Genomic DNA, 25,991 nt, shown 5'->3' with positions numbered 1-25,991 from the left:
TATGAAAAAATTACATAATATGAAAAAAATACATGTATTGATTTGCATGATAGCTCTTCTATCTGTAACTTCTTGTGTGAACCTCGATCTGAATCCTCCTTCAGCCGCATCCAGTGAAAATTGGTTCTCGTCACCGGAGGAAGTTCGAATCTCGTTGAACGATTTTTATCGCAGTACCTTCTTTGTTATAGAAGAAGGTTGGACGCTGGACCGTAATACGGATGACTGGGCACAACGAACCAACATTTATACCATTGCGGCAGGTTCACTGAATGCGTCTTCTACAAGTAATCCTAACATCAAGACTGTTTGGAGTTACACGTACAAGAACATTAGTCGTGCCAACCGAATTTTGGAGGCACTCGACAAACTTGAAGGCAAATATTCCACTACTGAACTGAATACGCTTCGTGCCGAAGCCCGTTTTTTCAGAGCGTTTGCTTATTCACGTTTGATTACTCTTTGGGGAGATGTTCCTTTCTACGTGACTTCGATTACTCCGGAGGAAGCATTTGAGATGGGGCGTACCGACAAAGCTGTCGTTCTGAAACAAATTTATGACGATTATGACTATGCCGCAGAAAATTTGCCGGCCGCAAATAATAATAGCGGCGCCACCCGTGTGGACAAAGGAACGGCTTATGCTTACAAGGCTCGTACCGCTCTCTATCAACACGACTACGGGACTGCCGCAAAGGCTGCGCAAGACTGTATAGATCTGGAAGTATATGACTTGGCCCCTGATTATGGAGAACTTTTCCGCGACAAAACAAGAGGAAGCAAAGAAGTTATCTTCTCTGTTGCTCACTCAAGCGACCTTGAGTTGGATGAAAACGGTAAACCTACTACACAGGCTATCGGTTCCTTTATTGCCCGTTCGGCAGGCGGTACACATAACGCACAACCTTCGTGGGAACTTCTTGCTGTCTACGAAATGACGAATGGCAAGACGATTGATGAACCGGGCAGCGGTTTTGATCCTCACGATCCATTTGCCAACCGCGATCCCCGTTGCCTGGAAACATTTGCTGCTCCCGGCAGCCGTATCTATGGTATTGAGTGGAATCCTGCGCCAAACGCACTCGAAATAATGGACTATACGCAAAATCGTATGATTACAAACAAAGATTCCAAAGGCGGTTCGGATGCTTCCAACTGTGCTTACAATGGTTGTTGCCTGCGCAAAGGCGCGCAAGAATCATGGCGTACTACTTTGTATAACGACAACCCCGTTATTCTTATGCGTTATGCCGATGTTTTGTTGATGTATGCCGAAGCTAAGATTGAACTGGGGGAGATTGACGCTACTGTCCTTGCTTGCATCAACGATGTCCGTGCCCGTGCTTATGGCACCACCCGTACACAAACCAACGACTATCCGTCCATCACGACAACCGATCAGACGGCATTGCGCAAAGTGCTTCGCCGTGAGCGTCGTGTGGAGTTTGCATGGGAAAATCTGCGCTATTTCGATTTGCTTCGTTGGCATCAGTTTGAAAATGCTTTCGGACACAATATGTACGGATTTACCCGTACAGCTAACAGGGCAAAGGAATACTTTGCGGCAGGCAACTGGTTTTGGCCGGAGACTCCGACATTTGACAAAGACGGATTTCCTTCTTTTGAAGCGATGGCCGACGGAACCTATATCGTCCAGCATGGTGAACGTAAGTATGATGAGAAGATTTATTTATGGCCATTGCCAAGTGATGATGTATTGATAATGAATGGAAAACTTGTTCAAAATCCAGGGTACTAACTTTATTAAATAAATGATATTATGAGCATTGGAGAAATTTTATTGCGCAGTCGCTATCAACCATTGAAAAGGGTGTTGAGCTATGATGTATTCAACACCGGCTTTAACGGTTGGATGACATTGATGCCTAACTTTACGGAATATCCCGATTTTGATGTTCCCAAGACATTGGTCAATAAAGACCAGTGGCCACCGGTCATGCTTAGTTCCGCTACTTTCAGGTATCCGGGCACTCACGGAGCTATGTCCGGCACTTACTCTCTTAAACTTTCGACAAGACCTGTTGCCGCTCCTTATACGGAGATTCCGGCGGAAGGTTGTCTGGGACATGCCATTAAGCGGCTTTCGTTCTCTCGTCCGGGCTGCAAATATTTGCAGATAGAATGTTGGTTTACATACACGGCGGAGCAGGATGTGGTGGATGGCGGTGACCGTCCGCAACCGGGTTTGCATGAGAGTTCCATCCGCGATTTTGGTATGGGATTCGATGTACAGGAGGGTGGAAAACGTTACCATGTAGGAATTCGCTATCTCAATGCAGTAGATGGCAAATTAATGCAGAAGTGGCAGTATGAACATTCCAATGAAGACATAACCGACCGCGATTGGGCTTATGGACTTGACGGAGACTGGTGTAAGAGGGGAGTCGATCCCTGGTGGTTCGGCCGCCGTTATCCTAATGGCGACCACGATGGATTCAAGGATTTGAAAGATGGTCATCAGAAACTCATTTACAATGAGACCGACTGTAAACTCAATTGGCAATACATGCGTCTGAAACTTGACACAGAGCTTCGAGAATATGTAGAGTTCCAATGTCAGGACAAAATTTGGGATATGCGTGGCATTGCAGCCGATACCGTTGACGGATATGGACGTATCGACAATCTTATCAATCCTCTTTTCTGGGTGGGTACTGATACCAATCGTCGTGTATTCTTTTATATAGATTCTGTTGTTGTTTCACAAGAATAAAAGGAGGAATGTAATATATGAAAATGTTTAATGATTCCCATCTTGAGGTAAAGAAGTTCTTTAAAGGTACTTTCTTCACTCATCCTTACGAGGCTGGTTGGGCAGATGAGGCTATATTCTTTGTTATGGTTGAGAAAATAGAAGGAGATCCCGTATTCGAAGGTCGTGTACAACTATCGCAAGACGGTATACATTGGGCTGACGACGGTAGTGAGCCTGTAATCTTCAAAGGACTTGGCCAACATATTATAAAGGTAAATTCAAATTTTGGTAATTATATTCGTCTTGCCGTCAGCATTGAAGGCGGAGAGATGTTTTTAAATCTTCATATAGCATGCAAAGGTTAATATTTATACTTAGTCTGTTCATCCTTGCGATTGTAGGATGCAGCTCCAATGAGTCTCACTCATTTTTGATTCGTCCGGATGGAGGTGGGGAAGATGCTGCCACTGAAATAGAGGTAGGTAAAACGATTCCTGCCTGGCAGGAGGGTGTGATGGATATTCATTTCATCAATACGACTACCGGTGAAAGCATGTTTGTAATATTCCCGGATGGTACGCAAATGCTTATTGATGCCGCAAGTTCGAGTGTTACGACCAACTCTAATAGTAATACGACCAATACCGGTATCCGTAGTCGTTGGGATCCGACTCTGACTTCTACCCGTGGTTCACAGATTATAACTGATTACATTCGTAAGTGTATGGTATGGACAGGTAACAGTACGATTGATTATGCCGTACTTACCCACTTCCATAATGACCACTTCGGCGGTTATACTTCTTCCTTGCCGAAATCTTCCAACTCCGACACTTATTCGTTGATAGGTTTTGCCGAGATTTTCGACAATTTCAAGATTGGTACGCTTCTCGATCGTGGCTATCCCGATTATAACTATCCGTTCAATATGGCGACAATGGCAGACAATGCTCCAAGTTGCAGCAACTATATCAATGCAGTGAAATGGCATGTCGCCAATCAAAAGTTCGATGCTGCGATATTCAAAGCAGGGGCGAATAATCAGATCGTTCAGAAGTATAATCCTGCAAAGTATCCTACTGCAAAGGTGCAAAACGTGGCAGTGAATGGAGAGATCTGGACAGGTTCGGGCACTACTACAAAGAAGACATTCCCTGAACTCTCGGAGATTACATACGAAAACAGTAAGAACATTACCTCCAGTGATAATTGTCCGCCGGAGAATATAACCAGTTGTGTGATGAAAGTTTCGTATGGCAACTTTGATTTCTTTGCCGGTGGTGACCTTCAGTATAACGGACGTTCGAGTCATGCGTGGAAAGATGCCGAACTGCCCTGTGCAAAAGCAGTGGGTCAGGTGGAACTATTGAAAGCTAACCATCACGGTGTAACCAACACCAATCAGGTGGATGCTCTGAAAGCACTCAATCCACAAACGATTGTTGTCAATTCGTGGGTAGATTGTCATCCCCGTACCGATATACTGAATTCGATGGAGACAACACTCCCTGCGTGTGACATGTTTATCACTAACTTCTGGCAAGGCGATCGCCCCAGCGGAGTAGACGACCGGGTTACGGCGGAAGAGGCTGCGAGAGTAAAGGGATATGATGGACATATTGTAGTTCGTGTGACCGATGGGGGAAACAAATACAGAGTTGTGACAATCACAGATTCTGACGGGGCAATGACTGTTAAGACTATTTCCGGTCCATATACAAGCAGATAATGAATACAAAATATTATGATGTAATAGTAGCAGGTGCAGGTCCTGCCGGGATATGTGCGGCTGTAGCCGCCGCCCGGCAAGGAGCACGTGTTGCTCTTATCGAAAGATACGGAGTCATCGGAGGTAACCTGACCGCCGGGTATGTCGGCCCTATTCTCGGTAGTGTAAGCAAGAACACGATGCGCGATGAGGTTTGTGCTATTCTTGGCGTCAAAGACAATGACTGGATTGGCGAACATGGAAATGCTCACGATTTCGAAGAGGCAAAACTTACATTGGCAGAATTTGTCGCCAGGGAAAAGAACGTCGATGTCTTTTTGCAATGTTGCGTGTCGGATGTTATTCGTGACGGAAAGGTGGTAAAAGGCATTAAGTGTGCAAGTAACGAGGGGACGCTCTGTTTTGAAGCCGCGGTTACAATTGATTGTACCGGTGATGCCATAGTATCTTTTCTTGCCGGTGCAAAAATAGAAAAAGGACGTGCTGACGGACTCATGCAGCCTGTAACCCTTGAATACACCATTGATGGCGTAGATGAGTCGAAAGGAATTATCTGCATTGGAGATGTAGACAATGTTCAATTGAATGGCGAGTGTTTTCTTGATTGGTGTAAAAAGAAAGCCGATGAGGGCAAACTTCCCCGGATGCTTGCTGCCGTGCGTTTGCATCCGTCGGTCAGACCGGGTTGCCGTCAGGTAAATACGACACAAGTCAATAGAGTGGATATTACTTCGGTAAGCTCTATTTTCGCCGCCGATCTTGAACTTAGGCAACAGATACGCCTCCTGACTCAATTCTTGAAAGAAAATTTGCCGGGTTACGAAAACTGTAGAGTGATCGGAAGTGGTACAACAACCGGAGTGCGCGAAAGCCGCAGGGTGATGGGCGACTATGTGATCGATGCCGATGAAATGGCGGAAGGCTGCCGTTTTGCCGATGTGGTGGTACATAAAGCATTGTTCATTGTCGATATACATAATCCTGACGGAGCCGGACAGGCGGAACCAACCATCCAATATTGCAAACCATACGATTTGCCGTATCGTTGTTTTCTCCCGTTGGGCTTGGAAGGGCTTCTGGTGGCGGGACGGTGTATATCGGGTACTCACAGAGCTCACGCTTCATATCGTGTCATGAGTATTTGCATGGCGATGGGAGAGGCAGTTGGTATTGCTGCTGCCATGAGTGCGTCACAGCACTGTACTCCGCGGGCTCTCGATGTAGGAGAGTTGCAGAAACGGCTTGAGTCGTTAGGCGTAGAGCTGTTCGATTAACGTAGAACATAATCATACTTTAAATTTATAGAGCATACTTATGAAAAAGATATATTTGTCTGTCGTGTGCTTACTGATCTCTATTCCCCTTATCGCCCAGTTGTATGTAGAGCCGGAGAAAGAGGTGGAGTGCTCTGTCTTCCTGGCAAAGGAAGGACGGGGGCGGGCACAGCAAGGACTTGAAATATGGGATGATTACATATTCTCGTGCGAGGATGGAGGGCACGTGAATATCTATGATTTCAAAAGTGCCGATCCGAAACCTGTGGCAGGCTTTGAGTTGGCGTCCTCCCATCCGGACAACCATGTAAATAATGTATGCTTTGGCGTCGAGACAAAACGCGGAGCATCGTTTCCTCTCTTGTATATCACAAACGGGAAGGTAGGAAGCGAGTTGGAATGGTTGTGTTTTGTGGAGAGCATCACCCGTCGTGGGAAACGTTTTAGCAGCGAAATCGCACAGACAATTGAACTCGATGGCTCGAAGTGGGCGGAGAAAGGGTATGTCCCCATCTTTGGTGCACCAAGCTGGCTGGTCGATCGGGAACGGGGATTTATATGGATATTCTCGGCACGTAAACGTACTGTGGCGAAGGTGACAAAGCATGCGTGGGAAAACCAGTATGTCGCCACCAAATTCCGCATACCGTCGTTGAGTGAGGGCGCAAAGGTGCGCCTCGACGAAAATGACATTCTCGATCAGGTGGTGTTCCCCTATGAGGTATGGTTTACGCAAGCGGGCTGTATGCATGATGGTAAAATCTATTTCTGCTTCGGAGTTGGGAAACAGGATGACAGCCGTCCTTCCTGCATCCGGGTGTACGATACGGATAGGCGGACAATTACTGCCCGATACAATGTGCAGGAACAGGTTATTTACGAACCGGAAGATATTGTGGTCAAAGACGGAGTTATGTATGTCAATACCAATACGAATGCGAAAAAGACGTCTGATCTTCCTTGCATATTCAAACTCTCTCTTCCGAAAGAAAAGCCGGTGGCCGAAAATCCTCTCGACGAGATACGCAGGGATCCGGAACGTGCGGGCGGCGTGTATTATGTGACCGATCTTTCACATCCGGTTACGCCGGCGCCCAAAGGATATACGCCTTTCTATATAAACGGCTATTTCCGTCATGGAGCGCGTCAGATAGACGATGAGGTGACTTATTCTGCCATATACGGCGTATTGGAGAAAGCTCATGCCACAAACAACCTTACCGATTTTGGGAAAGCCTTGTACGAACGTCTTGAACCGTTCAAGAAGAATGTGTTTTACAAAGAAGGCGATCTGACACAAATCGGTTATCGTCAGACAAGGGAGATAGGCCGGAGGATGGTACAAAACTATCCGGAAGTATTTGAAGGCCATCCCTATTTGAAGACTAACGCAACGAATGTGCTTCGGGTGGCGGCCACCATGCAATCTGTAAATTCGGGCATTTTGTCGCTACGCCCCGGGCTTGAATGGGCGGAGATAGACAACTCCCGTTCGTTCCTTACCACACTGAATCCATACGGTAACGTATGTCCCGGCAGGAGTCCGCTTGATAAATATATACTTGGTAAGGAAAACAGTTGGTATAAAAAATATCGTTCATATATAGATGAAAAGTTGGATGTGGATGCTTTTTTTAGAAGACTGTTTATAGATGTTACACAAGTAGAAAGTGAATATGACAAGTACGACCTGATCCATCGCTTCTGGTTAATGGCATCACTGATGCAATGCCTCGACCGCCAAGTGCCTATATGGGATATCTTTACAGAAGAGGAAATATTGGCTTGGGTGGAAATCGAGAACTATAAGTATTTTGCGCAGAAAGGTCCTGAACCGGTATCTCACGGGCGTAGTTGGGGACTTGCATCCCGCACGTTACGCCATTTGTTAGACGAATCTGCCGAAGATCTGGTGCGCAAGCGTCATGGTATCAATCTCAACTTCGGACACGATGGCGTTCTGATGGCCATCTTGACCAATTTGCAAGCCGGAACGTGGGCGCGGGAGGCTAGTAATTCCAAAGAAGCGTTGTGGAGTTGGAAGTACTGGGATATTCCGATGGGTGCGAACCTTCAGATGATCTTTTACCAATCAGAAGACAATCCGGACGTTTTAGTTAAGTTTATGCTGAATGAAAAAGACCTCCGGTTGCCGTTGGAAGCGGTTGAAGCATCTTATTACAAATGGAATGAGGTTTATAAATTCTATATAGAACATTGCGACAAGGTGGAAAAATCACTTGCCGAAACATTGAAATTATCGTATGAAGACTTTTAATTATAATCGTGCTGAAATAAAGGCCGGAATAGTACATTTCGGCGTTGGAAACTTCCATCGTGCACATCTCGAAGCTTACACAAATCTATTACTTGAAGATCCGTCACAAAGATGCTGGGGGGTATTCGGAGCCATGATTATGCCTACGGACGGGGTATTGTTCAACGCCCTCAAGAAAGATGACGGCATATATCAGTTGACGACATGCAGCCCTTCCGGCGAACAGGATAGTATGCTGATTGGTTCGCTTGTAGAACTGGCATGGGGGGAAATAGATAGTGAGCCTATCATCGCTAAACTAGCATCGGAGGAGATAAAAATTATCTCTCTCACCATTACCGAAGGGGGATATAAGGTCGATTTTAACCAATCGCGCAGTGTGTTTTGGTATGTAGCCGAAGGACTTAAACGTCGGATGGAGAAAGATTTGCCGATTACGATTCTTTCGTGTGACAACATGCAGATGAACGGCAATGTCGCCAAATGTGCGTTTATGTCATACTTCGAAGCGAAATATCCCGAGGTGGCAGCGTGGGCGAAAAAGAAAGTGACGTTCCCGAATTCGATGGTGGATCGAATCACTCCCGTAACAAAACCGGGTAAGGTTACAGATGTGTGTTGTGAAGACTTTATACAATGGGTGATTGAAGATAATTTCATTGCAGGCCGTCCTGCATGGGAGAAGGTGGGAGTTACATTCACCCATGATGTGACCCCGTATGAAATCATGAAATTAAGTCTTCTCAATGCGTCACATACTCTTCTTTCTTATCCTGCCTATATGGAAGGATTCAGGAAGGTCGATGCTGTAATGGCAGACGAGAGGTATCGTGCAATGATAAAGCTGTTTATGAACAGGGACGTTACTCCTTATGTTCCGGTTCCCGAAGGCGTTGACCTTGAAGCGTATAAAGACCAGCTTATCGAACGATTTTCAAACAAGGCGATCAGCGATCAGGTATCACGGCTTTGCGGCGATGGCATTGCTAAGTTTGCCGTTTATGTGGTACCCATACTCAAACAGATGTTGCAGGATGGGAAGGATATTTCGATAGAGGCTTTCCTGATAGCTGTTTATTGCAAATACCTGATAGGTGCGCGCACCGAGTCCGGTGAAAATATAGCTATCTCCGAACCTCACATCACCCCGGCGGACAGGAAGTTGATTTCCAGAGGATCGCCGGCCGAGTTCTTGAAAATATCACCTTTTGTGTCATTGGGACTGGACAAATATCCTGTGTTTATGGAAAAGTATGAGCAGTTTTATGCTATGCAGGTAGCGGAAGGATTGAAAGTCTTATTACAGTAAACAACTAAAAAATACAAGGCAATGAAGAAGTTTTTCATAACGGTTGTTCTGTCGCTTTCGTGCGTATTGTCGGTTTCGGCACAAAAACAGACGGAGGCGTCAACGCTTAACCTGATAGGTAAGCCGTTTGAATCGACTCCCAATCCGTATCATAGAGTCGATACATTGGTTTATAAAGGTTTTAACAGGACGGAGAATCGACAACTCCGTTGTTCTGCCGGTATGGCTGTGTTGTTTAAAACGAACACGCGTAATATACAGATTACGACAAAGTGGGGATATGTATATTCGAGCCATTCAACCATGCCGATCTCTTATAAAGGATATGATCTTTATATCAAAAATGCAAACGGTCAATGGCAGTATGCGGCAAGCGGTTCATTGAAAGCGTATAAGGGCGAGAAAACCGAGACATTCACGCTCATTGAGAATATGGATGGTACGATGCACGAATGTATGATGTATATGCCGATGTATTCGGAGGTCATTTCTTGTAAGATAGGGATAGATGACGATGCTGTTATCGAACCGTTGAAGTCCGATTTTCGTCACAGGATAGCGGTATATGGCTCTTCGTTTACGCAGGGAGTGAGCACGGATCGATCCGGTATGAGTTATCCCATGCAATTTATGCGTAATACGGGTCTTCAAGTCGTGTCGCTCGCAACAAGCGGACGTTGCCTGATGCAGCCTTACATGCTCGACGTTCTTGCGGAAGTCAAGGCTGATGCCTTTATATTCGATACATTTTCAAATCCTGACGCAGAACTGATAAGAGAGCGCCTGATGCCGTTTATCGATCGGCTTATAGCGGCACATCCGGCTACTGCGTTGATATTTCAGCGTACTATCTATCGCGAACGACGTTCATTTGATACAGTTCTTGATGCGAAAGAACGGGCTAAGGCGGCAACCGTAGAGGAGTTGTTTGCGAAAATCCTCACGAACCCGAAATATAAAGACGTTTATCTGATTACGCCTGATGCTTCCGATGCCCATGAGACATCGGTCGACGGAACTCATCCAAGTAGTTATGGATATGCACTTTGGGCGAAGTCAATAGAGACTCCGGTAATAGAAATTTTAAGTAAATATGGTATAAAATGAGACAAGCGGTATTAGTAGAACCAAAACATATTGAATTTCGTGAAGTTGAGGCGCCTAAGGCGTCGGACCTGAAAGAACATCAGGTGCTTCTGAATATTAAGAGAATTGGTATTTGTGGAAGTGAGATACATTCTTATCACGGATGTCATCCGGCAACTTTTTATCCGGTAGTTCAGGGGCATGAATATTCGGCAGTGGTAGTCGCTACGGGGACGGCGGTTACGATCTGCAAGGCGGGTGACGTTGTCACCGCACGTCCGCAACTTGCGTGTGGGAAGTGCAAGCCTTGTCAGCGGGGAGAGTATAATATTTGTGAAGAGCTAAGAGTGCAAGCCTTTCAGGCAAATGGAGCTGCGCAAGACTTTTTTGTGGTTGATGATGACAGGATTGCGGTATTGCCTGAAGGTATGTCACTTGATTATGGGGCTATGATAGAACCGGTGGCAGTAGCTGCGCATGCAACCATGCGTGGCGGGGACTTGAAAGGTAAGAATGTGGTTGTATCGGGTGCCGGAACGATCGGTAACCTCGTGGCGCAGTTCGCTAAGGCAAGAGGAGCCAAACGGGTTCTTATTACCGATGTGAGTGATTTCAGACTTGAAATCGCTCGTAAATGTGGCATAATAGATACGCTCAATGTAGCTAAGACGCCGCTCAAAGAAGGAGCGAAGAGGCTTTTCGGGGATGAAGATTTTCAAGCTGCGTTTGAGGTTGCCGGGGTTGAGTCGAGTATTCGTTCGCTTATGGAGTGTATCGAAAAAGGGAGTACCATCGTTGTAGTGGCGGTATTTGGCAAGGATCCGTCGCTTAATATGTTCTATTTGGGAGAGCACGAACTGAAGGTGAACGGAACGATGATGTATCGCCATGAAGATTATCTTACGGCTATCGATCAGGTAAGTTCGGGAGCTATCTGTCTCGAACCGCTTATTTCGAATCATTTTCCGTTTGAGCAGTATGACGAGGCATATAAATTTATAGACGAGAATAGTGCAACATCCATGAAAATAATTATTAAACTATAAAACCATGAAAATAATAGGTATAGGAGAAGTTGTTTGGGATTGCTTCCCGGAAGGTAAGAGACTTGGCGGAGCGCCTATCAATTTCTGCTTTTTTGCGAAGGAATTGGGAGCAGAATCATATCCCGTTACGGCAATAGGTGGCGACGAACTCGGTGATGAAACATTTACGGTGCTTAAAGAGACCGGACTTGATTTAGGATATATTTCCCGTAATATTTTGCCGACAGGTAAAGTGCTTGTGTCGTTGAATGAGGCCGGTGTACCGCAATATGAGATTGTTGAGAATGTTGCTTGGGATGCTATCGAGTGTAGTCCTGCGACCATGAAACTTGTCAGCGATGCAGATGCTGTTTGTTGGGGCTCTTTGGCACAACGAAGTGAAAAGTCACGTGCTGCAATCTTGAGACTCATAGATGCCGTGCCGGATACCTCTTTGAAGGTGTTTGATATTAATATCAGGCAACGTTTTTATTCGACAGACTTGATTGTGGAATCCTTGCAAAAGGCAAATGTGCTCAAATTGAATGAAGACGAATTGCCGTTATTGATTTCTCTTCTTTCCCTTTCGACTGATTTTGTGGAAGCTATCGCAGAACTCATTGCTCGTTTCTCGCTCAAATATGTTATATTCACACAGGGGGCAGTACGTAGTGGCATATATGATGTAAGTGGGGAAGTGTCATCCATAAACACACCTAAAGTCGAGGTGGCCGATACTGTAGGTGCAGGCGACTCGTTTACTGCTACCTTTGTTGTGAACATACTTAGAGGGGTGTCGGTTGCTGAATCACACCGCAAAGCGGTAGATGTATCGGCATATACTTGTACACAAAGGGGGGCTATTAATCCGTTGCCGGATAGTAAAAAGTAATCTCTTTTGATTGCATTTTATAGATAACTCCAGTTAAATAGTTATTTTTGCAGAAATAACTGATTTTTACGAAATAAAGAAACCCATGTTGAAAATATTAGTAACCTACGCCGTACAAGGCGAATTTGTAGAACTTAAATGGCCGGATATAGAACCTTACTACGTTCGTACAGGTATTGGTAAAGTGAAATCAGCCTTTCATTTGGCAGAGGCAATCCGTCAGGTACAACCGGACTTGGTGCTCAATATCGGAAGTGCCGGAACAGTCAATCATCAGGTAGGAGATATTTTTGTATGCCGCAAGTTCGTAGACCGTGATATGCAGAAAATGAAAGAGTTCGGATTGGAGTGTGAGATCGATTCATCAGCTCTGCTCGAAGAAAAAGGTTATTGCACGCATTGGACGGAACATGGAATCTGTAATACGGGAGATGGCTTCCTCACCGAGTTGACTCACGTTAGCGGAGATGTTGTAGATATGGAAGCATACGCACAGGCATTTGTCTGCCGTTCAAAAGAAATCCCGTTTATTTCCGTGAAGTACGTGACTGACATAATTGGCCAGAATTCCGTGAAACATTGGGAGGATAAACTTGCCGATGCACGGCAGGGACTATCGCATTACTTTAACGTCTTGAAAGAAAGAATATGATAAGTGACTCCTGCGGCTATCAATCCCAGGAGAATCTTTACCCATATAAAAGGAATTAGGAAGAAAATGCAATAAAGCATCGTTCCCCACATTAATACGAGAGAAATTATTTTGGCACGGAGAGGAATCGCCTTGTTTTCGCGGAAATTGCGGATATAAGGACCGAAGTGCCGATGATTGAGCAGCCAGTTATATAATCGGGGTGACCCTTTGAAATAAAGGGCAGCGGTGAGCAATAGAAAAGGGGTAGTAGGCAGTAGCGGCAGAAAGATGCCGAGAATACCGAGCGCAAGGGAAATACTACCTAAAACAATATATAGAGTTTTCATGCGGCAAAGATAGTGCAAAAAAAGGGAAAAAATAACACTCTTTGCTGGATGAAAACTCTATTTTATATTACCTTTGCCGTTGCATCGAGGTGACATTAGATGCGTGTAACTATTAAAATACATACACTCATGTTTACAGTAATCAAACGCATGGAGATCTCGGCTTCTCATAAGCTGGTACTCCCGTATCGCAGTAAATGCGCCAGTTTACACGGTCACAACTGGATTATCACCGTCTATTGCCGTTCCGCACGGCTCAACTCCGAAGGGATGGTGGTAGATTTCACCCGCATCAAAGAAGTAGTCACGGAGAAACTCGACCATCAAAATCTGAACGAAGTACTCCCATTTAATCCCACAGCGGAGAATATCGCCCGGTGGGTATGCAAACAGATTCCTCAATGCTATAAAGTAGAAGTGCAGGAATCGGAAGGAAACATTGTCATCTACGAGAAAGATCCCGTCGGCGCAGAAGGACAAGAATAGCAAACCAAACAAATTTTGATGATGAGAAAGATTAATGAAATCTTTTACAGCTTGCAGGGCGAAGGCTACCATACCGGAACTCCGGCCATCTTCGTCCGTTTTTCCGGCTGCAACCTGAAATGTGACTTTTGCGACACACAACACGAAGAAGGAAGAATGATGACCGACGATGAAATTATCGCCGAAGTGAAAAAATATCCTGCCGTCACTGTTGTCCTTACGGGCGGCGAACCTTCCTTATGGATAGACGATGAATTGATCGACCGTTTGCACCAGGCAGGTAAGTATGTGACTATCGAAACCAACGGTACACGCCCCCTGCCGGCAGCTATCGACTGGGTGACCTGCTCCCCCAAACAAGGGGTGAAACTTGCCATCGACCGGATGGATGAAGTGAAAGTGGTCTATGAAGGACAAGATATAAGTATTTTTGAACTACTTCCGGCCGAACATTTTTTCCTCCAGCCTTGTTCTTGTAATAACACTGCTTCAACAGTGGACTGTGTAATGCGACATCCCAAATGGAGACTCAGCCTGCAAACACACAAATTAATCGACATCCGTTGAACGAAATAGACGGGTGATGCGGAAGAAGCTTAAATTATTACAAAATATAGTATGAAAGTAGGTTTGTTTATTCCTTGTTATATCAATGCTATTTACCCCAATGTGGGAGTGGCATCGTATAGACTATTGAAAAGTTTGGGAGTAGACGTCGATTATCCGTTGGATCAGACTTGTTGCGGACAACCGATGGCAAATGCCGGTTTTGAAGATGAATCGATGAAATTGGCACTCCGTTTTGACGATCTGTTCCGGGAATACGATTACATCGTCGGCCCTTCCGCCAGTTGTGTGGCATTTGTGAAAGAGAATCATCCGGGCATTCTGGAGAAAGAAGGACATGTTTGTCAGAGTGCGGGAAAGATTTATGATATTTGTGAGTTCATTCACGATGTCTTGAAACCTTCCAAAATTCCTGCACGCTTTCCTCATAAAGTCAGTATTCACAATAGCTGTCATGGGGTGCGCGAACTGTTGATTTCCGCTCCTACCGAACTGAACATCCCTTATTACAATAAATTGCGTGACCTGCTCAATCTGGTAGAAGGCATCGAAGTATTCGAGCCCAGCCATATTGACGAGTGTTGCGGCTTTGGCGGAATGTTTGCGGTGGAAGAGCAGGCAGTCTCCGTCTGCATGGGGCGTGATAAGGTAAAAGATCACATCGCTACCGGAGCCGAGTATATTGTCGGAGCGGACAGTTCATGCCTGATGCACATGCAAGGTGTCATCAAACGGGAGCATCTGCCTATTCAGATTATCCATATTGTAGAAATTCTAGCGTCGCAATCATGAGTACAAAACATTCAAAGGCTGCCGAAAAGTTCTTGCAGGACAGCAAGATGGCAGCATGGCATAATGAAACCCTTTGGATGGTCCGTGCCAAAAGGGACAAGATGAGCAAGGAAGTTCCCGAATGGGAAGAGTTGCGCAACAAGGCTTGCGAGTTGAAACTATACTCCAACAGCCACCTCGAAGAACTTCTGCTGGAGTTTGAGAAGAATGCTACCGCCAACGGCGCCATCGTACATTGGGCAAAAGATGCCGATGAATACTGCGCCATCGTCTACGAAATACTGAATGAGCATAACGTCCACCATTTCATCAAGAGCAAATCCATGCTCGCCGAAGAGTGTGGCTTGAATCCTTTCCTGATGGAGCGTGGCATCGATGTCGTAGAGTCCGATTTGGGCGAACGCATCCTGCAACTGATGCATCTCGAACCGAGCCACATCGTACTGCCCGCCATTCACATCAAACGGGAACAGGTAGGCGAACTATTCGAAAAGGAGATGGGCACGGAAAAGGGAAACTTTGATCCTACCTACCTGACTCATGCCGCACGTAAGAACCTGCGCCATCTCTTCCTCAATGCCGAAGCCGCCATGACAGGCGCCAACTTTGCCGTCGCTTCAACCGGTGACATTGTGGTCTGCACCAATGAAGGAAATGCCGATATGGGTACTTCCTACCCGAAACTGAACATTGCCGCTTTCGGTATGGAAAAGATCGTCCCGGATCTGGACGCATTGGGTGTGTTCACCCGATTACTCGCCCGTTCGGCCACCGGACAACCGGTGACAACATATACTTCTCATTACCGCCGTCCCCGCGAAGGCAGTGAATATCATATTATCATCGTAGACAACGGCCGGAGTGCCTTACTGTCCAAGCCCGATCATATCAAGACACTGAACTGTATTCGTTGCGGTGCGTGCATGAACACCTGCCCGGTGTACCGCCGGAGTGGAGGCTACTCTTATACGTACTTCATCCCCGGACCTATTGGCATCAACTTGGGTATGGCTCACGCTCCGGAGAAGTATTACGATAATCTTTCAGCCTGTTCTCTGTGTATGTCCTGTTCCGATGTCTGTCCGGTGAAAGTAGATTTGGCCGAGCAGATTTACAAATGGCGTCAGGATTTGGACGGATTGGGGAAAGCCAATACGGGAAAGAAGATCATGTCCGGCGGTATGAAGTTCCTGATGGAGCGTCCGGCATTGTTCAACGCAGCCTTGTGGGCAGCCCCGGTGGTAAATGGCCTGCCCCGTTTCATGAAATACAACGATCTCGACGATTGGGGAAAGGGGCGTGAACTGCCGGAATTTGCCAGCGAGTCGTTCAATGAAATGTGGAAGAAAAACAAAGTACAGGGAAAGGAGGAATCCAAATGAGCAGCAGAGAAGATATATTAGCCAGCATCCGCCAGCATACGCAGACGCGTTATGATAAACCGGATATTGCGGATATGAAACGATTGTCATATCCTGATAAGATAGAACAGTTCTGTGCAATCAGCCGTGCGGTGGGTGGTACGGCAGTTGTATTGGGTGAAGGGGAAGATGTGAATGCGGTCATAAGACGGACTTATCCGGATGCTATGCGCATTGCTTCCGTATTGCCGGATATTTCCTGCGCTACATTCAATCCCGATAATTTGGATGATCCGAAAGAGTTGGACGGCACAGATGTTGCCGTAGTGAAAGGAGAAATCGGAGTAGCCGAAAACGGAGCCATCTGGATACCGCAGACGGTGAAATATAAAGCAATCTATTTTATCTCGGAGAAGTTGGTCATTCTGCTCGACCGGAATAAAATTGTAGATACCATGTATGACGCCTACCGCGAACTGGACGGACAGGAATATCAGTTCGGAACGTTCATCTCCGGTCCGTCAAAGACTGCTGATATTGAGCAGGCTTTAGTGATGGGAGCGCATGGGGCACGGGACGTGTTAGTGATATTAACCTAATGTTTCCGTGTTGATTATTCTAAAATAAATTTGGTTTCAAAACAATGGAGTTTTATATTTGTTAGTACAAACGAAATGGAGACTCTGTTGACGCTGTAAAAACAGAGGCTCTATTGATAAGAAATAGAGCTTTTGTTTTATATAAACAGAGCTTCCGTTTGATGTAAATAGAGGCTCTGTTTGGATAAAGTCCGGCTTCCATCGGATGTAATAGAGTCTTTGGGAGAATATAGTCGAATCTCCTTTGATGTAAATAGGATATCTTTTTCTGTTTGTCCATAGTAGATAAATGAATTTGTAGGATAAGAGTAGTAAAACGTTTAATTATAAATTATATGTATGCCAATAAAGTAAAGAAAATAGCCGCCGTCCATGACCTTTCGGGAATGGGGCGCGTATCTCTGACCGTCGTCATTCCTATTCTTTCATCCATGGGCTTTCAGGTCTGTCCGCTTCCTACGGCTGTATTATCCAATCATACGCAATATCCCGGTTTCTCCTTCCTCGACCTGACGGACGAAATGCCGAAGATTATTGCCCAATGGAAGAGGCTGGAGGTAGAGTTCGACGCTATCTATACCGGATACTTGGGTTCTCCGAGACAAATTCAGATTGTTTCTGATTTTATCAGGGACTTTCGTCGGCCGGACAGCCTGATCGTTGCCGATCCGGTGTTGGGAGATAACGGACGGTTGTATACCAACTTTGATGGAGAGATGATAAAAGAGATGCGCCACTTAATCACGAAAGCAGATGTGATTACCCCTAATCTGACGGAACTATTTTATTTATTGGATAAACCCTATAAAGCAGATAACACGGATGAAGAGCTGAAAGAATATCTTCGTCTTTTGTCCGACAAAGGTCCGCAAGTGGTTATCATCACCAGTGTTCCTGTACATGATGAGCCTCATAAAACATCTGTCTATGCTTATAACCGTCAGGGAAACCGCTACTGGAAAGTGACCTGCCCTTATCTGCCTGCACATTATCCCGGCACGGGCGATACTTTTACAAGTGTCATCACCGGCTCTTTAATGCAGGGAGACAGTCTGCCGATGGCATTGGACCGTGCCACACAGTTTATCCTGCAAGGTATTCGTGCCACTTTCGGGTATGAATATGATAACCGCGAGGGGATTCTATTGGAGAAAGTGCTTCATAATTTGGATATGCCAATACAGATGGCTAGTTACGAACTGATTTAAGATAGGCTTTGTGTTGTTATTACTATGCCAATAGGTTGGCACAACAATGCCACCTTGTTTGCATGTCTGTGCCACTGTGTTGGCACAAATGTGCCTTCTTATTGGTATTTATTAAGTTCAGAATCGTACTGTTACTCTTGCCGGGAGTTTTCCACTTGTCCACTTAGGCCCTTCTTTGACAAGCCGGATGGCTTCTTTATCAGCGAATTCACATAATCCATGAATAACAGTGATATTTTGTGGCTTTCCTTCTTCATCAACAAAGAAAGAAAGGACTACCTCCCCCTTAATATCTTTACAGTTATCATCTGTTGGACGAACGAGATTCTCTTTCAGGTATTTCTGATAGCTACGTTTTCCGATGACAGGTTGCGGAGTAATCTCTTTCTTTGCCTGTTCCTTAACCGTCACAACATTTCCGGCAGTTGTTGACTTCTTATTTTTCTTAGCGCCGTATCCCACTACCACCACTTCATTGAGTGCCTGTTTGTTTTCGTTCATGGCAATGAGCATCGTCCGGCTGGTATCTACCCGGATTTCTACCGGATCATATCCGATATACTCCGCTGTCAATCGTTTCTTATCATCCTTTTTGACTAACGAAAATTCTCCATTCATATTTGTGATGGTTCCGATATTCGTTCCTTTATATGTCACACTGGCTCCGATAAGCGGTTCTCCTTTTTCGTCGGTCACCCTCCCTTTAATCATGTTCTTTTGAGGAAGGATAGTCGCTACCTTAGCCAACTTCATTTTCTTATCAGATTCAGATTCGAAAGTATCCATCGTTGCTACTACTTCTTGCAATGCGGCAGTCTCTTCCGACACTTCCTCCATCACCGGCACACCTTGTTGTGGTTGGGAAGTCGCTTGGATTTTGGCAATCATATCTTTCTTATCCGCTTGTCTCGCAGTAATTTCGGAAACAGGAGTGGAATCTTCGGAAGCAGGAGTGGAATCTGTTTTTACCTTTGCGGTAGCCAATGCGATTTCCTTTTGTGGAGTTGCCGGAACTGTTGGAGTTGCAGGAATAGCCGGAGTGGGCGGAATTGCGGGTTCAGCCAACTTGGAGGAAACACTCTCTTTGGCAATGAACACTTCGTCCGTCATACTCTTTTTCAGGAACAGGAAATAACTGCTGACACCGAATCCGATAGCCAGACAGGCAGCGATGCTCCAAGTGATAGCACGGGTGTTCTTTTTCTTTGCCGAATGAGCTACCTGCATCCGCAGTTTCTCGATCCGTTGTTCGTGATTTCCCTCCACCTGGCTGTAACCATCCATAGCATCGGCCAGGAAAGGATCCTGCATCGACTCTCGTTCCAGTCGGTGTGCCTCTTTTCCTTTGCGGAGTCCTCGTATGTAGTCCAATAGTTTCATAGGGCTTGTTTCTTGATACAAATTTTTAAATTTCGCTTTCCGTTCTGGATATAGCTTTTCACATTGTTCAGAGTAAATCCGGTCTGTTCCACAATGTCGGCATACGACATCTCTTCGAGGAAGAAACGCGTAATACTGGTCCGTTGTTCTTCGGGCAACTTTTCGAGACAGTGATGTAATGCCTTCAGTTGTTCCTCCGAACTTTCCTCTTCACTTAATAGATGCAGAAATTCGTCAGATTCCATAATATTAACCGTATAATCTAACGGAATTTCTTTATTTTCCTTCCGTAAAAGTTGCAGGCAATGATTCTTCGCCACCCGGTAGAGCCATGGCTTGAAAACTTTTATCTCATAATTTCCCAGTTTAGGCAATAAATCTTCAAACAACTGCATGACTGCTTCCTGTGCCCGGTCTTCATCATGCAGGTATTTCAGGCAAAGCCCGTACAGTAACGGGATATATCGGTTATATAATTCACCGAAATATTCCGTATCGCCGGACTTCGTATAGTGTATCAGTAATTCCTCGTCCGATAGTTTCGATATGTTTCTTTTGAAAAACAACATCTATTCCTCTTCTTCGTCGATAACGACTTGATATTTTTCTCTCATTCTTTCAAAATCACCTGTTATCTGCTCCAATATTTCATGTGTATCCGTGCTCTTTACCAAAGCGGGCATACCATAATAGATAGATGCTTTGTATGGCAACAGGATCATCTTTCCTTTGGGTAAAGAGCGTCCCATACCGGTCATGAATACAGGAATATATTTCACTTCAGGTCGTAGCGACAGGATACGGGCAATGCCGGATTTTATTTTTCCCATCTGCTCCGGTTTCCCTCTGGTTCCTTCCGGAAAGAGAATCAGTGAATACCCGGCATCGATGGCTTCAAGCATCTTACGGATCGGATCGTGCTCCGAATTTTTTTCCCCTTTTCTTCTGATAAGAAGCGTATTGATGAAAAAGTTGCTGATGGAAGCCTGAAAGCGGGTTTTCCCGAAATAGTCTTCTGCTGCTACGGGTTTGACTTTCCACAAAAGATCGCCGGGCAGGGAAGCCAACAGGCTTAGGGTGTCCAGGTGGCTGTTATGGTTGGCAAGGATAATGAATTGCTTTTCCTTTTTAAGGAAGCGGCAATCGGTGAACTGAACCCCTACGATTAATTTCAGGAACCATTGGAAAACACCTTTATATATAATCTGCATCGCAGCAGCTTGCATGAATCTTTTTTCCATTCTCTCCGTTTAATATGCAATGTAATAAACTAAATGAAAAAATACAGGAGCAGTGTAGGACAGCGAATCTATCCGGTCGAATACTCCTCCATGACCGGGAATACTGTTCCCCATATCTTTAATTCCTTTATCTCTCTTGATAGCGGAGATGACCACGTCTCCCGAGAAGCCGGCAATCGCAAGGAGGGCGCTAACCAGAATAACGTTAGGAGCGGAGAGGGGAGTCAGGAAACCGAGAAAGTAACCAATCGCAGTGGTACTGATGACACCGCCCAGGAAACCTTCCCATGTCTTGTTCGGACTTACTTTCGGAAGAATCTTATGCCGTCCGAGAAGTTTGCCCCAGATAAATTGCATGATGTCATTGATTTCCGTAAGGAATACAAGGAACAACAGCAGGCCCCGTCCTCCAGAGCTGAATCCCGGTAGTTCGGGAAGTGACAGGAGATAAGCGAGGTGGCTGATACCGAATACCGAAAGCATCAGAATCCATTGCAACAGCGCCATCGACTTGGTGATTCCGTGTGTATCTCCCTTTAAAACGAGCCGTAAAGGCAATACGAGGAACATGACTACCGGAATGAAGATGATGAATGCTCCATACCAGGCAAGGTAAGCCAGATAATATTGAATGGGGATAGACAGTATACCCCAAAACAGTGCTCCGCGATCTGCCTCTCTGAATCCCAATACAGAATAAAGTTCTCTGAAAGCAATGAAAGAGAGAAAGGCAAGGAAGAAATAAGAAATGTTATAGCTGATAAATACAGCACCGATAAACATACCCGCCATGATCCACCATGAGCGCGTGCGTGCGGCGAGTTCGCTGATATTTGTTTTCGGAGATATCTTTTTTACAAGGAAAAGAATAAGGCTTGCCGTAACAAGCAATCCGATGATAAGCGAGATGACAATAATCAACTCATCGCTTAATGTAGGGAATATTTTATCCAGTAGATTTTTCATTTTATTTCAGTGTTTGTTGTGTGTGACATGAGGTACAGGCGATGTATCAGTGTCGCGATAAGACCGATGTTGATAATGATTAGAGCGATGAAGCATACCATTCGGTCGTATCCTGAATGGATGGTGCAGGTGGCGACTACAAAGGTTAGCGTCAGTAATGCCATGCGGTGTTGTTTGGCCATCGGACCATTAAAGAAATGCTGATGTGTTTTATAGGCTCCTATCCAGCGGAAATAAGCTGTCATAACAGCAAGAAGAGCGCCCAGCCACCCCAATTCGACTCCGAATCCACCTGCTACATACCCGACGGGAATGATGAATAACGCATCGGCAAAACGGTCGGGCATATCGTTATAAAGATCTCCGTTGGCACTTTTCTTTCCTCCTTCAATGGCGACCATCCCATCGAACAGGTTGCAGAGCAACCGCGACTGCATACAAACGATAAACAGAATATAGGCTACATATTTATTGAAGCCGGGATAAATGACTGTGCCAATCAGCAGGAGGCAACCTACCATAGCGAAGAATACACTCATCATGGAAATTTGATTGGGAGTGACACCCCAACGAGTTAGTTTGCGGGCAATGTTATTAGCCCAGGCCGTGTTTCGCGAGGCTATTTCCCGCCTTCCGTCGACTTCGTTTTTCATATTTGTGATATGTTTATGATTCGCAAATATACACATCATCTGATGAGTGGCAAAGGAATAAGGGAGAATTTTGAAAGGACTCTTTTTTTCTGCCGGATAAAAAAAGTTCAAGTCATTTATGGAATCAGTGTGAAATCTGCATCTCTATAGTAAAAGCGAACTATTAGTAACATTTTAAATAATGAAGTTATGAAAACAAATCAATTCAGAGCAATGATGCTCGTACTGCTGATGGCAGTTGTTTCTTTAGGTATGGTGAACGCGCAAGCTATTACCGTGTCGGGTACTGTGACGGATGCAAAGGATGGAACTCCGCTTGTTGGCTGTTCGGTACAGATAAAGGGTACTACGAAAGGTACGGTAACGAATATGAATGGCCGGTACACGATACAGGCTAAGAAAGGGGAAACGTTGTTGTTCCAGTATGTCGGGTATAAGCAGGAGAGACGGGTAGTAAAATCGACCACGCTGGATGTGAAGATGAAAGCCGACGAACTGGTATTGGAAGAATGTGTGGTGGTAGGATACGGCCATGAGACAAGAGCTGCAAAAGTAATGTCTACTGCTTACAGGGCAGTATGTCCGACTCCGGGAATCATGTATGATGCTGCAAATGCGGAAGAATACGGAGAGTTTCAGGAGAACGGCTTCAAGAGTGTGTCGGATGCTCCGCTTTCTACTTTCTCTATTGATGTAGACGCCGCTTCTTATAGTAATATGCGTCGTTTTATCAATAAAGGTGAACTGCCTCCGGTTGATGCTATCCGTACAGAAGAATTAGTGAACTACTTTTCTTATGATTATCCGAAGCCGACAGGAAGTGATCCTGTGAAAATTACGATGGAATCCGGAGCCTGTCCCTGGAATACTAATCATCGTCTTGTACGTATCGGCCTGAAAGCAAAAGAAATCCCGACGGATAATCTGCCTGCATCTAATCTGGTATTCCTGATTGATGTCTCCGGTTCTATGTGGGGAGCCAACCGGTTGGATTTGGTGAAGTCATCTCTCAAATTATTGGTGAATAACTTACGTGATAAAGATAAAGTAGCGATTGTGACTTATTCAGGTAGTGCCGGTGTGAAACTGGAAGCAACTCCGGGTAGCGACAAACAGAAGATTCGCGAAGCGATAGATGAATTAACGGCGGGTGGCTCTACGGCAGGTGGTGCAGGTATCATGTTAGCGTATAAAATAGCCAAGAAGAATCTGATCTCTAACGGCAATAACCGTATCATACTTTGTTCCGATGGTGATTTTAATGTGGGCGTTTCTTCCGCTGAAGGATTGGAACAATTGATTGAAAAAGAACGCAAGAGTGGAGTATTCCTTACCGTACTGGGTTATGGTATGGGTAATTATAAAGATAAGAAGATTCAGGTGTTGGCTGAAAAGGGAAATGGCAATCATGCTTATATAGATAACTTGCAGGAAGCCAACCGTGTTTTGGTAGGCGAATTTGGTGCTACACTGCATACAGTGGCGAAAGACGTCAAACTGCAAGTCGAATTTAATCCTTCCCAAGTGCAGGCCTATCGTCTGGTTGGTTACGAAAGTCGTCTGTTGAAAGATGAGGACTTTAATAATGATGCTAAAGATGCCGGAGATATGGGTGCGGGACATACAGTGACAGCCTTTTACGAAGTGATTCCTACAGGAGTAAAGAATGAATATGTAGGTAAAATAGACGACTTGAAATATCAGAAGAAAGAGAAAGTGTCCGTGAAGCCGACAGGCTCTAATGAACTCCTGACTGTGAAACTGCGTTATAAAGCTCCGGATAAAGATGTCAGCAAGAAAATGGAACTTCCTTTCGTAGATAATAAAGGAAATAATGTTTCTTCCGATTTCCGCTTTGCTTCTGCAGTGGCTATGTTCGGACAGTTACTTCGGGAGTCTGACTTTAAAGGAAATGCCAGTTACGACAAAGTGATTGATCTGGCTAAACAGGGACTGAATAACGATGATAAAGGATATAGAAGAGAATTCATTCGTTTGGTTGAGGCTGCTAAAGGATTGGAAAGAACAAATAAGAACTAGGAAAGCAAACAGGAGTCACTGGAAATGTACATTATATTATTATGCGTAATATTCACTGATATGAATAAACGTACAATTCCAGATAGATAATCCTAGAAAATAATAGTGACGGTATATGCTCGGGATAGTGACGCTATCACTGTTGTATACCGTCACTATCTTTGCCGGATACCGTCACTATAATTAATTTCGTCCGAAATTGGTCTGACCTAAAACGAAAAATAGCCATAAACTTATCGTTTACAGCTATTTAACTCTGCACGGGAGGAGAGGCTCGAACTCCCGACACCCGGTTTTGGAGACCGGTGCTCTACCAACTGAGCTACTCCCGTGTTTGCGGCTGCAAAGGTAGTAGAAACTTCTGAATCTCCAAACATTCGGGTAAATAAGTTTTGAATTATTTTAATTTTTCCCACTCATCGGGCTTAAAACCGACCAGAACGAAGCTGTCTGTCACTACCAATGGGCGTTTCACCAATTTACCGTTCGTTGCCAAGAGTGCTATCTGTTCTTCCTCACTCATAGCAGGCAGCTTCTCGCTTAGTTTCAGCTCTTTATATACTAATCCACTCGTGTTGAAGAATTTCTTCACCGGTAAACCGCTACGTGGAATCCATGCTTTTAATTCTTCAGCCGTAGGATTTTCTTCTACAATTAATCGGTTTGTAAACTCAATGTTATTTTCTGTTAACCATTTCTTGGCTTTCTGGCATGTGCTGCATGCCGGGTACTGCAAAAATAATGTTGCCATATTCATTTATAATTTAATTCTTACTATGTAATATCTAATACTTGATACTTAATACTTAAACCTCACCTCAATATCTGCAAATCCTGAAACATAATCCGGTAAGCGGCTGCTTTCTTATCCAATGCCAGTGGATATGCTCTTGATGATGAAGGCATCCGGTAAAGCCGCATGGCGCGTCCTTCAAAAACGAACTCGGAGTAATCGCCTACTTTTGGCTCTTCTATTTCGAATTGCTGTCGGAGAGTGTCCGTTGCTTTTTGCCCGGTAGTGACGATGGCTTTGCATTCGGGAAGTTGTCGCAGCAATGCTGCTACATCGGTAGCCTCCACTACTTCGAGAAACTTATCCGATGCGTTATCCTGCAACCGGCGGATGGATGAAGCGGTATCAAACAGGGCAATTCCCTTTTCGTTCAAAAAATCTATGATTTGCTCACGATAAAACGATTTTAGTGTTGAATTCAGAAAGTGATTCTTATCATTAAAGAATAAGATTCCATATATACGCCACATGTCATTGTTTAGGTTTGGATAATAAAAATCCATCGACCATCTTTTTTTCTGTGGCGGGAAACTGCCCAGCATAAGCAATTTTGATTTCGCTGGGAGAAATGGTTCTAGCGGATGTGTTTCGATTTCCATGTTATCGTTCATTTTA

The 25,991-nt window shown here is 44.9% G+C and carries 26 protein-coding genes and 1 tRNA gene; 18 read left to right on the top strand and 9 right to left on the bottom strand.

Annotated features, from left to right (window positions below; genetic code table 11):
• Positions 1-19: 19 nt before the first annotated feature.
• The 11 genes from DW173_RS21070 (at position 20) to DW173_RS21020 (ending at position 12,961) form a co-directional block, all read left to right on the top strand.
• Positions 20-1,759, top strand: coding sequence for a RagB/SusD family nutrient uptake outer membrane protein (locus DW173_RS21070; protein ID WP_120145162.1), 1,740 nt, complete (start codon positions 20-22; stop codon positions 1,757-1,759).
• Between the two features lie 21 nt (positions 1,760-1,780).
• Positions 1,781-2,734, top strand: a complete 954-nt coding sequence (locus DW173_RS21065) for a DUF6772 family protein (RefSeq protein ID WP_004304775.1) — start codon at positions 1,781-1,783, stop codon at positions 2,732-2,734.
• A gap of 17 nt (positions 2,735-2,751) precedes the next feature.
• Positions 2,752-3,081, top strand: a complete 330-nt coding sequence (locus DW173_RS21060) for a hypothetical protein (protein WP_004304776.1) — start codon at positions 2,752-2,754, stop codon at positions 3,079-3,081.
• The gene (locus DW173_RS21055) at positions 3,069-4,445 is read left to right on the top strand and encodes a ComEC/Rec2 family competence protein (RefSeq protein WP_008021044.1); all 1,377 of its coding nucleotides are present in this window, start codon (positions 3,069-3,071) and stop codon (positions 4,443-4,445) included. The genes DW173_RS21060 and DW173_RS21055 overlap by 13 nt, the downstream gene beginning before the upstream one ends.
• Positions 4,445-5,719: an FAD-dependent oxidoreductase gene (locus DW173_RS21050; RefSeq protein WP_004308306.1), complete on the top strand. Its 1,275-nt coding sequence runs from the start codon at positions 4,445-4,447 to the stop codon at positions 5,717-5,719. The genes DW173_RS21055 and DW173_RS21050 overlap by 1 nt, the downstream gene beginning before the upstream one ends.
• A 40-nt stretch (positions 5,720-5,759) precedes the next feature.
• Positions 5,760-7,997: a histidine phosphatase family protein gene (locus DW173_RS21045; RefSeq protein WP_120145161.1), complete on the top strand. Its 2,238-nt coding sequence runs from the start codon at positions 5,760-5,762 to the stop codon at positions 7,995-7,997.
• Positions 7,984-9,306, top strand: a complete 1,323-nt coding sequence (locus DW173_RS21040; RefSeq protein ID WP_120145160.1) for a mannitol dehydrogenase family protein — start codon at positions 7,984-7,986, stop codon at positions 9,304-9,306. The genes DW173_RS21045 and DW173_RS21040 overlap by 14 nt, the downstream gene beginning before the upstream one ends.
• A gap of 21 nt (positions 9,307-9,327) precedes the next feature.
• Positions 9,328-10,413: an SGNH/GDSL hydrolase family protein gene (locus tag DW173_RS21035; RefSeq protein WP_120145159.1), complete on the top strand. Its 1,086-nt coding sequence runs from the start codon at positions 9,328-9,330 to the stop codon at positions 10,411-10,413.
• Positions 10,410-11,438, top strand: a complete 1,029-nt coding sequence (locus DW173_RS21030) for a zinc-dependent alcohol dehydrogenase (protein ID WP_120145158.1) — start codon at positions 10,410-10,412, stop codon at positions 11,436-11,438. Before DW173_RS21035 ends, DW173_RS21030 begins: the two co-directional genes overlap by 4 nt.
• 4 nt (positions 11,439-11,442) lie before the next feature.
• Positions 11,443-12,309: a carbohydrate kinase family protein gene (locus tag DW173_RS21025; protein WP_120145157.1), complete on the top strand. Its 867-nt coding sequence runs from the start codon at positions 11,443-11,445 to the stop codon at positions 12,307-12,309.
• Positions 12,310-12,394: 85 nt separating this feature from the next.
• Complete coding sequence (locus DW173_RS21020) at positions 12,395-12,961, top strand: MTA/SAH nucleosidase (RefSeq protein WP_004316179.1); 567 nt, start codon at positions 12,395-12,397, stop codon at positions 12,959-12,961.
• Here the strand turns inward: DW173_RS21020 and DW173_RS21015 are convergent.
• A complete protein-coding gene (locus tag DW173_RS21015) occupies positions 12,931-13,290 on the bottom strand; it encodes a YbaN family protein (protein WP_004304786.1) in 360 nt (119 codons plus the stop codon). The genes DW173_RS21020 and DW173_RS21015 overlap by 31 nt on opposite strands.
• A gap of 129 nt (positions 13,291-13,419) precedes the next feature.
• Here DW173_RS21015 and DW173_RS21010 point away from each other — a divergent pair, with 129 nt between their 5' ends.
• The 6 genes from DW173_RS21010 (at position 13,420) to DW173_RS20985 (ending at position 18,303) form a co-directional block, all read left to right on the top strand.
• Complete coding sequence (locus DW173_RS21010; protein WP_004304787.1) at positions 13,420-13,776, top strand: 6-pyruvoyl trahydropterin synthase family protein; 357 nt, start codon at positions 13,420-13,422, stop codon at positions 13,774-13,776.
• A gap of 21 nt (positions 13,777-13,797) precedes the next feature.
• Complete coding sequence (locus tag DW173_RS21005) at positions 13,798-14,343, top strand: 7-carboxy-7-deazaguanine synthase QueE (protein ID WP_120145156.1); 546 nt, start codon at positions 13,798-13,800, stop codon at positions 14,341-14,343.
• A gap of 51 nt (positions 14,344-14,394) precedes the next feature.
• Positions 14,395-15,135 carry a (Fe-S)-binding protein gene (locus DW173_RS21000; RefSeq protein ID WP_004304789.1) on the top strand — a complete coding sequence of 247 codons (741 nt, stop codon included), beginning with the start codon at positions 14,395-14,397 and terminating at the stop codon, positions 15,133-15,135.
• Positions 15,132-16,517, top strand: coding sequence for a lactate utilization protein B (locus tag DW173_RS20995; protein WP_120145155.1), 1,386 nt, complete (start codon positions 15,132-15,134; stop codon positions 16,515-16,517). The genes DW173_RS21000 and DW173_RS20995 overlap by 4 nt, the downstream gene beginning before the upstream one ends.
• Positions 16,514-17,095, top strand: a complete 582-nt coding sequence (locus DW173_RS20990) for a lactate utilization protein C (protein WP_004308294.1) — start codon at positions 16,514-16,516, stop codon at positions 17,093-17,095. Before DW173_RS20995 ends, DW173_RS20990 begins: the two co-directional genes overlap by 4 nt.
• A 335-nt stretch (positions 17,096-17,430) precedes the next feature.
• Positions 17,431-18,303, top strand: coding sequence for a pyridoxamine kinase (locus DW173_RS20985; protein ID WP_004308293.1), 873 nt, complete (start codon positions 17,431-17,433; stop codon positions 18,301-18,303).
• Positions 18,304-18,420: 117 nt separating this feature from the next.
• On the opposite strand, the gene DW173_RS20980 is transcribed toward DW173_RS20985, so the two are convergent.
• From DW173_RS20980 to DW173_RS20960, 5 genes are read right to left on the bottom strand one after another with little or no spacing between them, the layout of a single operon-like run.
• Positions 18,421-19,683 carry an energy transducer TonB gene (locus DW173_RS20980; protein ID WP_120145154.1) on the bottom strand — a complete coding sequence of 421 codons (1,263 nt, stop codon included), beginning with the start codon at positions 19,681-19,683 and terminating at the stop codon, positions 18,421-18,423.
• Positions 19,680-20,252: an RNA polymerase sigma factor gene (locus tag DW173_RS20975; protein WP_004325078.1), complete on the bottom strand. Its 573-nt coding sequence runs from the start codon at positions 20,250-20,252 to the stop codon at positions 19,680-19,682. Before DW173_RS20975 ends, DW173_RS20980 begins: the two co-directional genes overlap by 4 nt.
• Entirely contained in the window at positions 20,253-20,909 is a 657-nt protein-coding gene (locus tag DW173_RS20970) for a lysophospholipid acyltransferase family protein (RefSeq protein WP_182429335.1), read from the bottom strand.
• 24 nt (positions 20,910-20,933) lie between these two features.
• Complete coding sequence (locus DW173_RS20965; protein ID WP_008021067.1) at positions 20,934-21,890, bottom strand: phosphatidate cytidylyltransferase; 957 nt, start codon at positions 21,888-21,890, stop codon at positions 20,934-20,936.
• The gene (locus DW173_RS20960; protein ID WP_004325081.1) at positions 21,887-22,543 is read right to left on the bottom strand and encodes a CDP-alcohol phosphatidyltransferase family protein; all 657 of its coding nucleotides are present in this window, start codon (positions 22,541-22,543) and stop codon (positions 21,887-21,889) included. The genes DW173_RS20965 and DW173_RS20960 overlap by 4 nt, the downstream gene beginning before the upstream one ends.
• 189 nt (positions 22,544-22,732) lie before the next feature.
• Here DW173_RS20960 and DW173_RS20955 point away from each other — a divergent pair, with 189 nt between their 5' ends.
• Positions 22,733-24,583: a vWA domain-containing protein gene (locus DW173_RS20955; RefSeq protein WP_120145153.1), complete on the top strand. Its 1,851-nt coding sequence runs from the start codon at positions 22,733-22,735 to the stop codon at positions 24,581-24,583.
• A gap of 259 nt (positions 24,584-24,842) precedes the next feature.
• On the opposite strand, the gene DW173_RS20945 is transcribed toward DW173_RS20955, so the two are convergent.
• The 3 genes from DW173_RS20945 to DW173_RS20935 all read right to left on the bottom strand — a co-directional run bounded on the left by DW173_RS20945 (position 24,843) and on the right by DW173_RS20935 (position 25,975).
• Positions 24,843-24,915 (bottom strand) — tRNA-Trp (locus DW173_RS20945).
• 65 nt (positions 24,916-24,980) lie between these two features.
• Complete coding sequence (locus DW173_RS20940; RefSeq protein WP_008021073.1) at positions 24,981-25,334, bottom strand: arsenate reductase family protein; 354 nt, start codon at positions 25,332-25,334, stop codon at positions 24,981-24,983.
• 62 nt (positions 25,335-25,396) lie between these two features.
• On the bottom strand, positions 25,397-25,975 hold the full coding sequence (locus DW173_RS20935; protein WP_120145167.1) for a uracil-DNA glycosylase family protein: 579 nt from the start codon (positions 25,973-25,975) through the stop codon (positions 25,397-25,399).
• Between the last annotated feature and the right edge of the window lie 16 nt (positions 25,976-25,991).

The sequence above is a fragment of the Bacteroides sp. AM16-13 genome, from assembly GCF_003602705.1.
Taxonomy (GTDB): Bacteria; Bacteroidota; Bacteroidia; order Bacteroidales; family Bacteroidaceae; genus Bacteroides; species Bacteroides xylanisolvens.
This window is presented reverse-complemented; position numbering and strand designations above follow the sequence as displayed.

Coding starts and splice junctions, on each gene's coding strand:
- DW173_RS21070 (WP_120145162.1), top strand. CDS start 20: ATGAAAAAAATACATGTATTGATTTGCATGATAGCTCTTCTATCTGTA.
- DW173_RS21065 (WP_004304775.1), top strand. CDS start 1,781: ATGAGCATTGGAGAAATTTTATTGCGCAGTCGCTATCAACCATTGAAA.
- DW173_RS21060 (WP_004304776.1), top strand. CDS start 2,752: ATGAAAATGTTTAATGATTCCCATCTTGAGGTAAAGAAGTTCTTTAAA.
- DW173_RS21055 (WP_008021044.1), top strand. CDS start 3,069: ATGCAAAGGTTAATATTTATACTTAGTCTGTTCATCCTTGCGATTGTA.
- DW173_RS21050 (WP_004308306.1), top strand. CDS start 4,445: ATGAATACAAAATATTATGATGTAATAGTAGCAGGTGCAGGTCCTGCC.
- DW173_RS21045 (WP_120145161.1), top strand. CDS start 5,760: ATGAAAAAGATATATTTGTCTGTCGTGTGCTTACTGATCTCTATTCCC.
- DW173_RS21040 (WP_120145160.1), top strand. CDS start 7,984: ATGAAGACTTTTAATTATAATCGTGCTGAAATAAAGGCCGGAATAGTA.
- DW173_RS21035 (WP_120145159.1), top strand. CDS start 9,328: ATGAAGAAGTTTTTCATAACGGTTGTTCTGTCGCTTTCGTGCGTATTG.
- DW173_RS21030 (WP_120145158.1), top strand. CDS start 10,410: ATGAGACAAGCGGTATTAGTAGAACCAAAACATATTGAATTTCGTGAA.
- DW173_RS21025 (WP_120145157.1), top strand. CDS start 11,443: ATGAAAATAATAGGTATAGGAGAAGTTGTTTGGGATTGCTTCCCGGAA.
- DW173_RS21020 (WP_004316179.1), top strand. CDS start 12,395: ATGTTGAAAATATTAGTAACCTACGCCGTACAAGGCGAATTTGTAGAA.
- DW173_RS21015 (WP_004304786.1), bottom strand. CDS start 13,290: ATGAAAACTCTATATATTGTTTTAGGTAGTATTTCCCTTGCGCTCGGT.
- DW173_RS21010 (WP_004304787.1), top strand. CDS start 13,420: ATGTTTACAGTAATCAAACGCATGGAGATCTCGGCTTCTCATAAGCTG.
- DW173_RS21005 (WP_120145156.1), top strand. CDS start 13,798: ATGAGAAAGATTAATGAAATCTTTTACAGCTTGCAGGGCGAAGGCTAC.
- DW173_RS21000 (WP_004304789.1), top strand. CDS start 14,395: ATGAAAGTAGGTTTGTTTATTCCTTGTTATATCAATGCTATTTACCCC.
- DW173_RS20995 (WP_120145155.1), top strand. CDS start 15,132: ATGAGTACAAAACATTCAAAGGCTGCCGAAAAGTTCTTGCAGGACAGC.
- DW173_RS20990 (WP_004308294.1), top strand. CDS start 16,514: ATGAGCAGCAGAGAAGATATATTAGCCAGCATCCGCCAGCATACGCAG.
- DW173_RS20985 (WP_004308293.1), top strand. CDS start 17,431: ATGTATGCCAATAAAGTAAAGAAAATAGCCGCCGTCCATGACCTTTCG.
- DW173_RS20980 (WP_120145154.1), bottom strand. CDS start 19,683: ATGAAACTATTGGACTACATACGAGGACTCCGCAAAGGAAAAGAGGCA.
- DW173_RS20975 (WP_004325078.1), bottom strand. CDS start 20,252: ATGTTGTTTTTCAAAAGAAACATATCGAAACTATCGGACGAGGAATTA.
- DW173_RS20970 (WP_182429335.1), bottom strand. CDS start 20,909: ATGCAAGCTGCTGCGATGCAGATTATATATAAAGGTGTTTTCCAATGG.
- DW173_RS20965 (WP_008021067.1), bottom strand. CDS start 21,890: ATGAAAAATCTACTGGATAAAATATTCCCTACATTAAGCGATGAGTTG.
- DW173_RS20960 (WP_004325081.1), bottom strand. CDS start 22,543: ATGAAAAACGAAGTCGACGGAAGGCGGGAAATAGCCTCGCGAAACACG.
- DW173_RS20955 (WP_120145153.1), top strand. CDS start 22,733: ATGAAAACAAATCAATTCAGAGCAATGATGCTCGTACTGCTGATGGCA.
- DW173_RS20940 (WP_008021073.1), bottom strand. CDS start 25,334: ATGGCAACATTATTTTTGCAGTACCCGGCATGCAGCACATGCCAGAAA.
- DW173_RS20935 (WP_120145167.1), bottom strand. CDS start 25,975: ATGGAAATCGAAACACATCCGCTAGAACCATTTCTCCCAGCGAAATCA.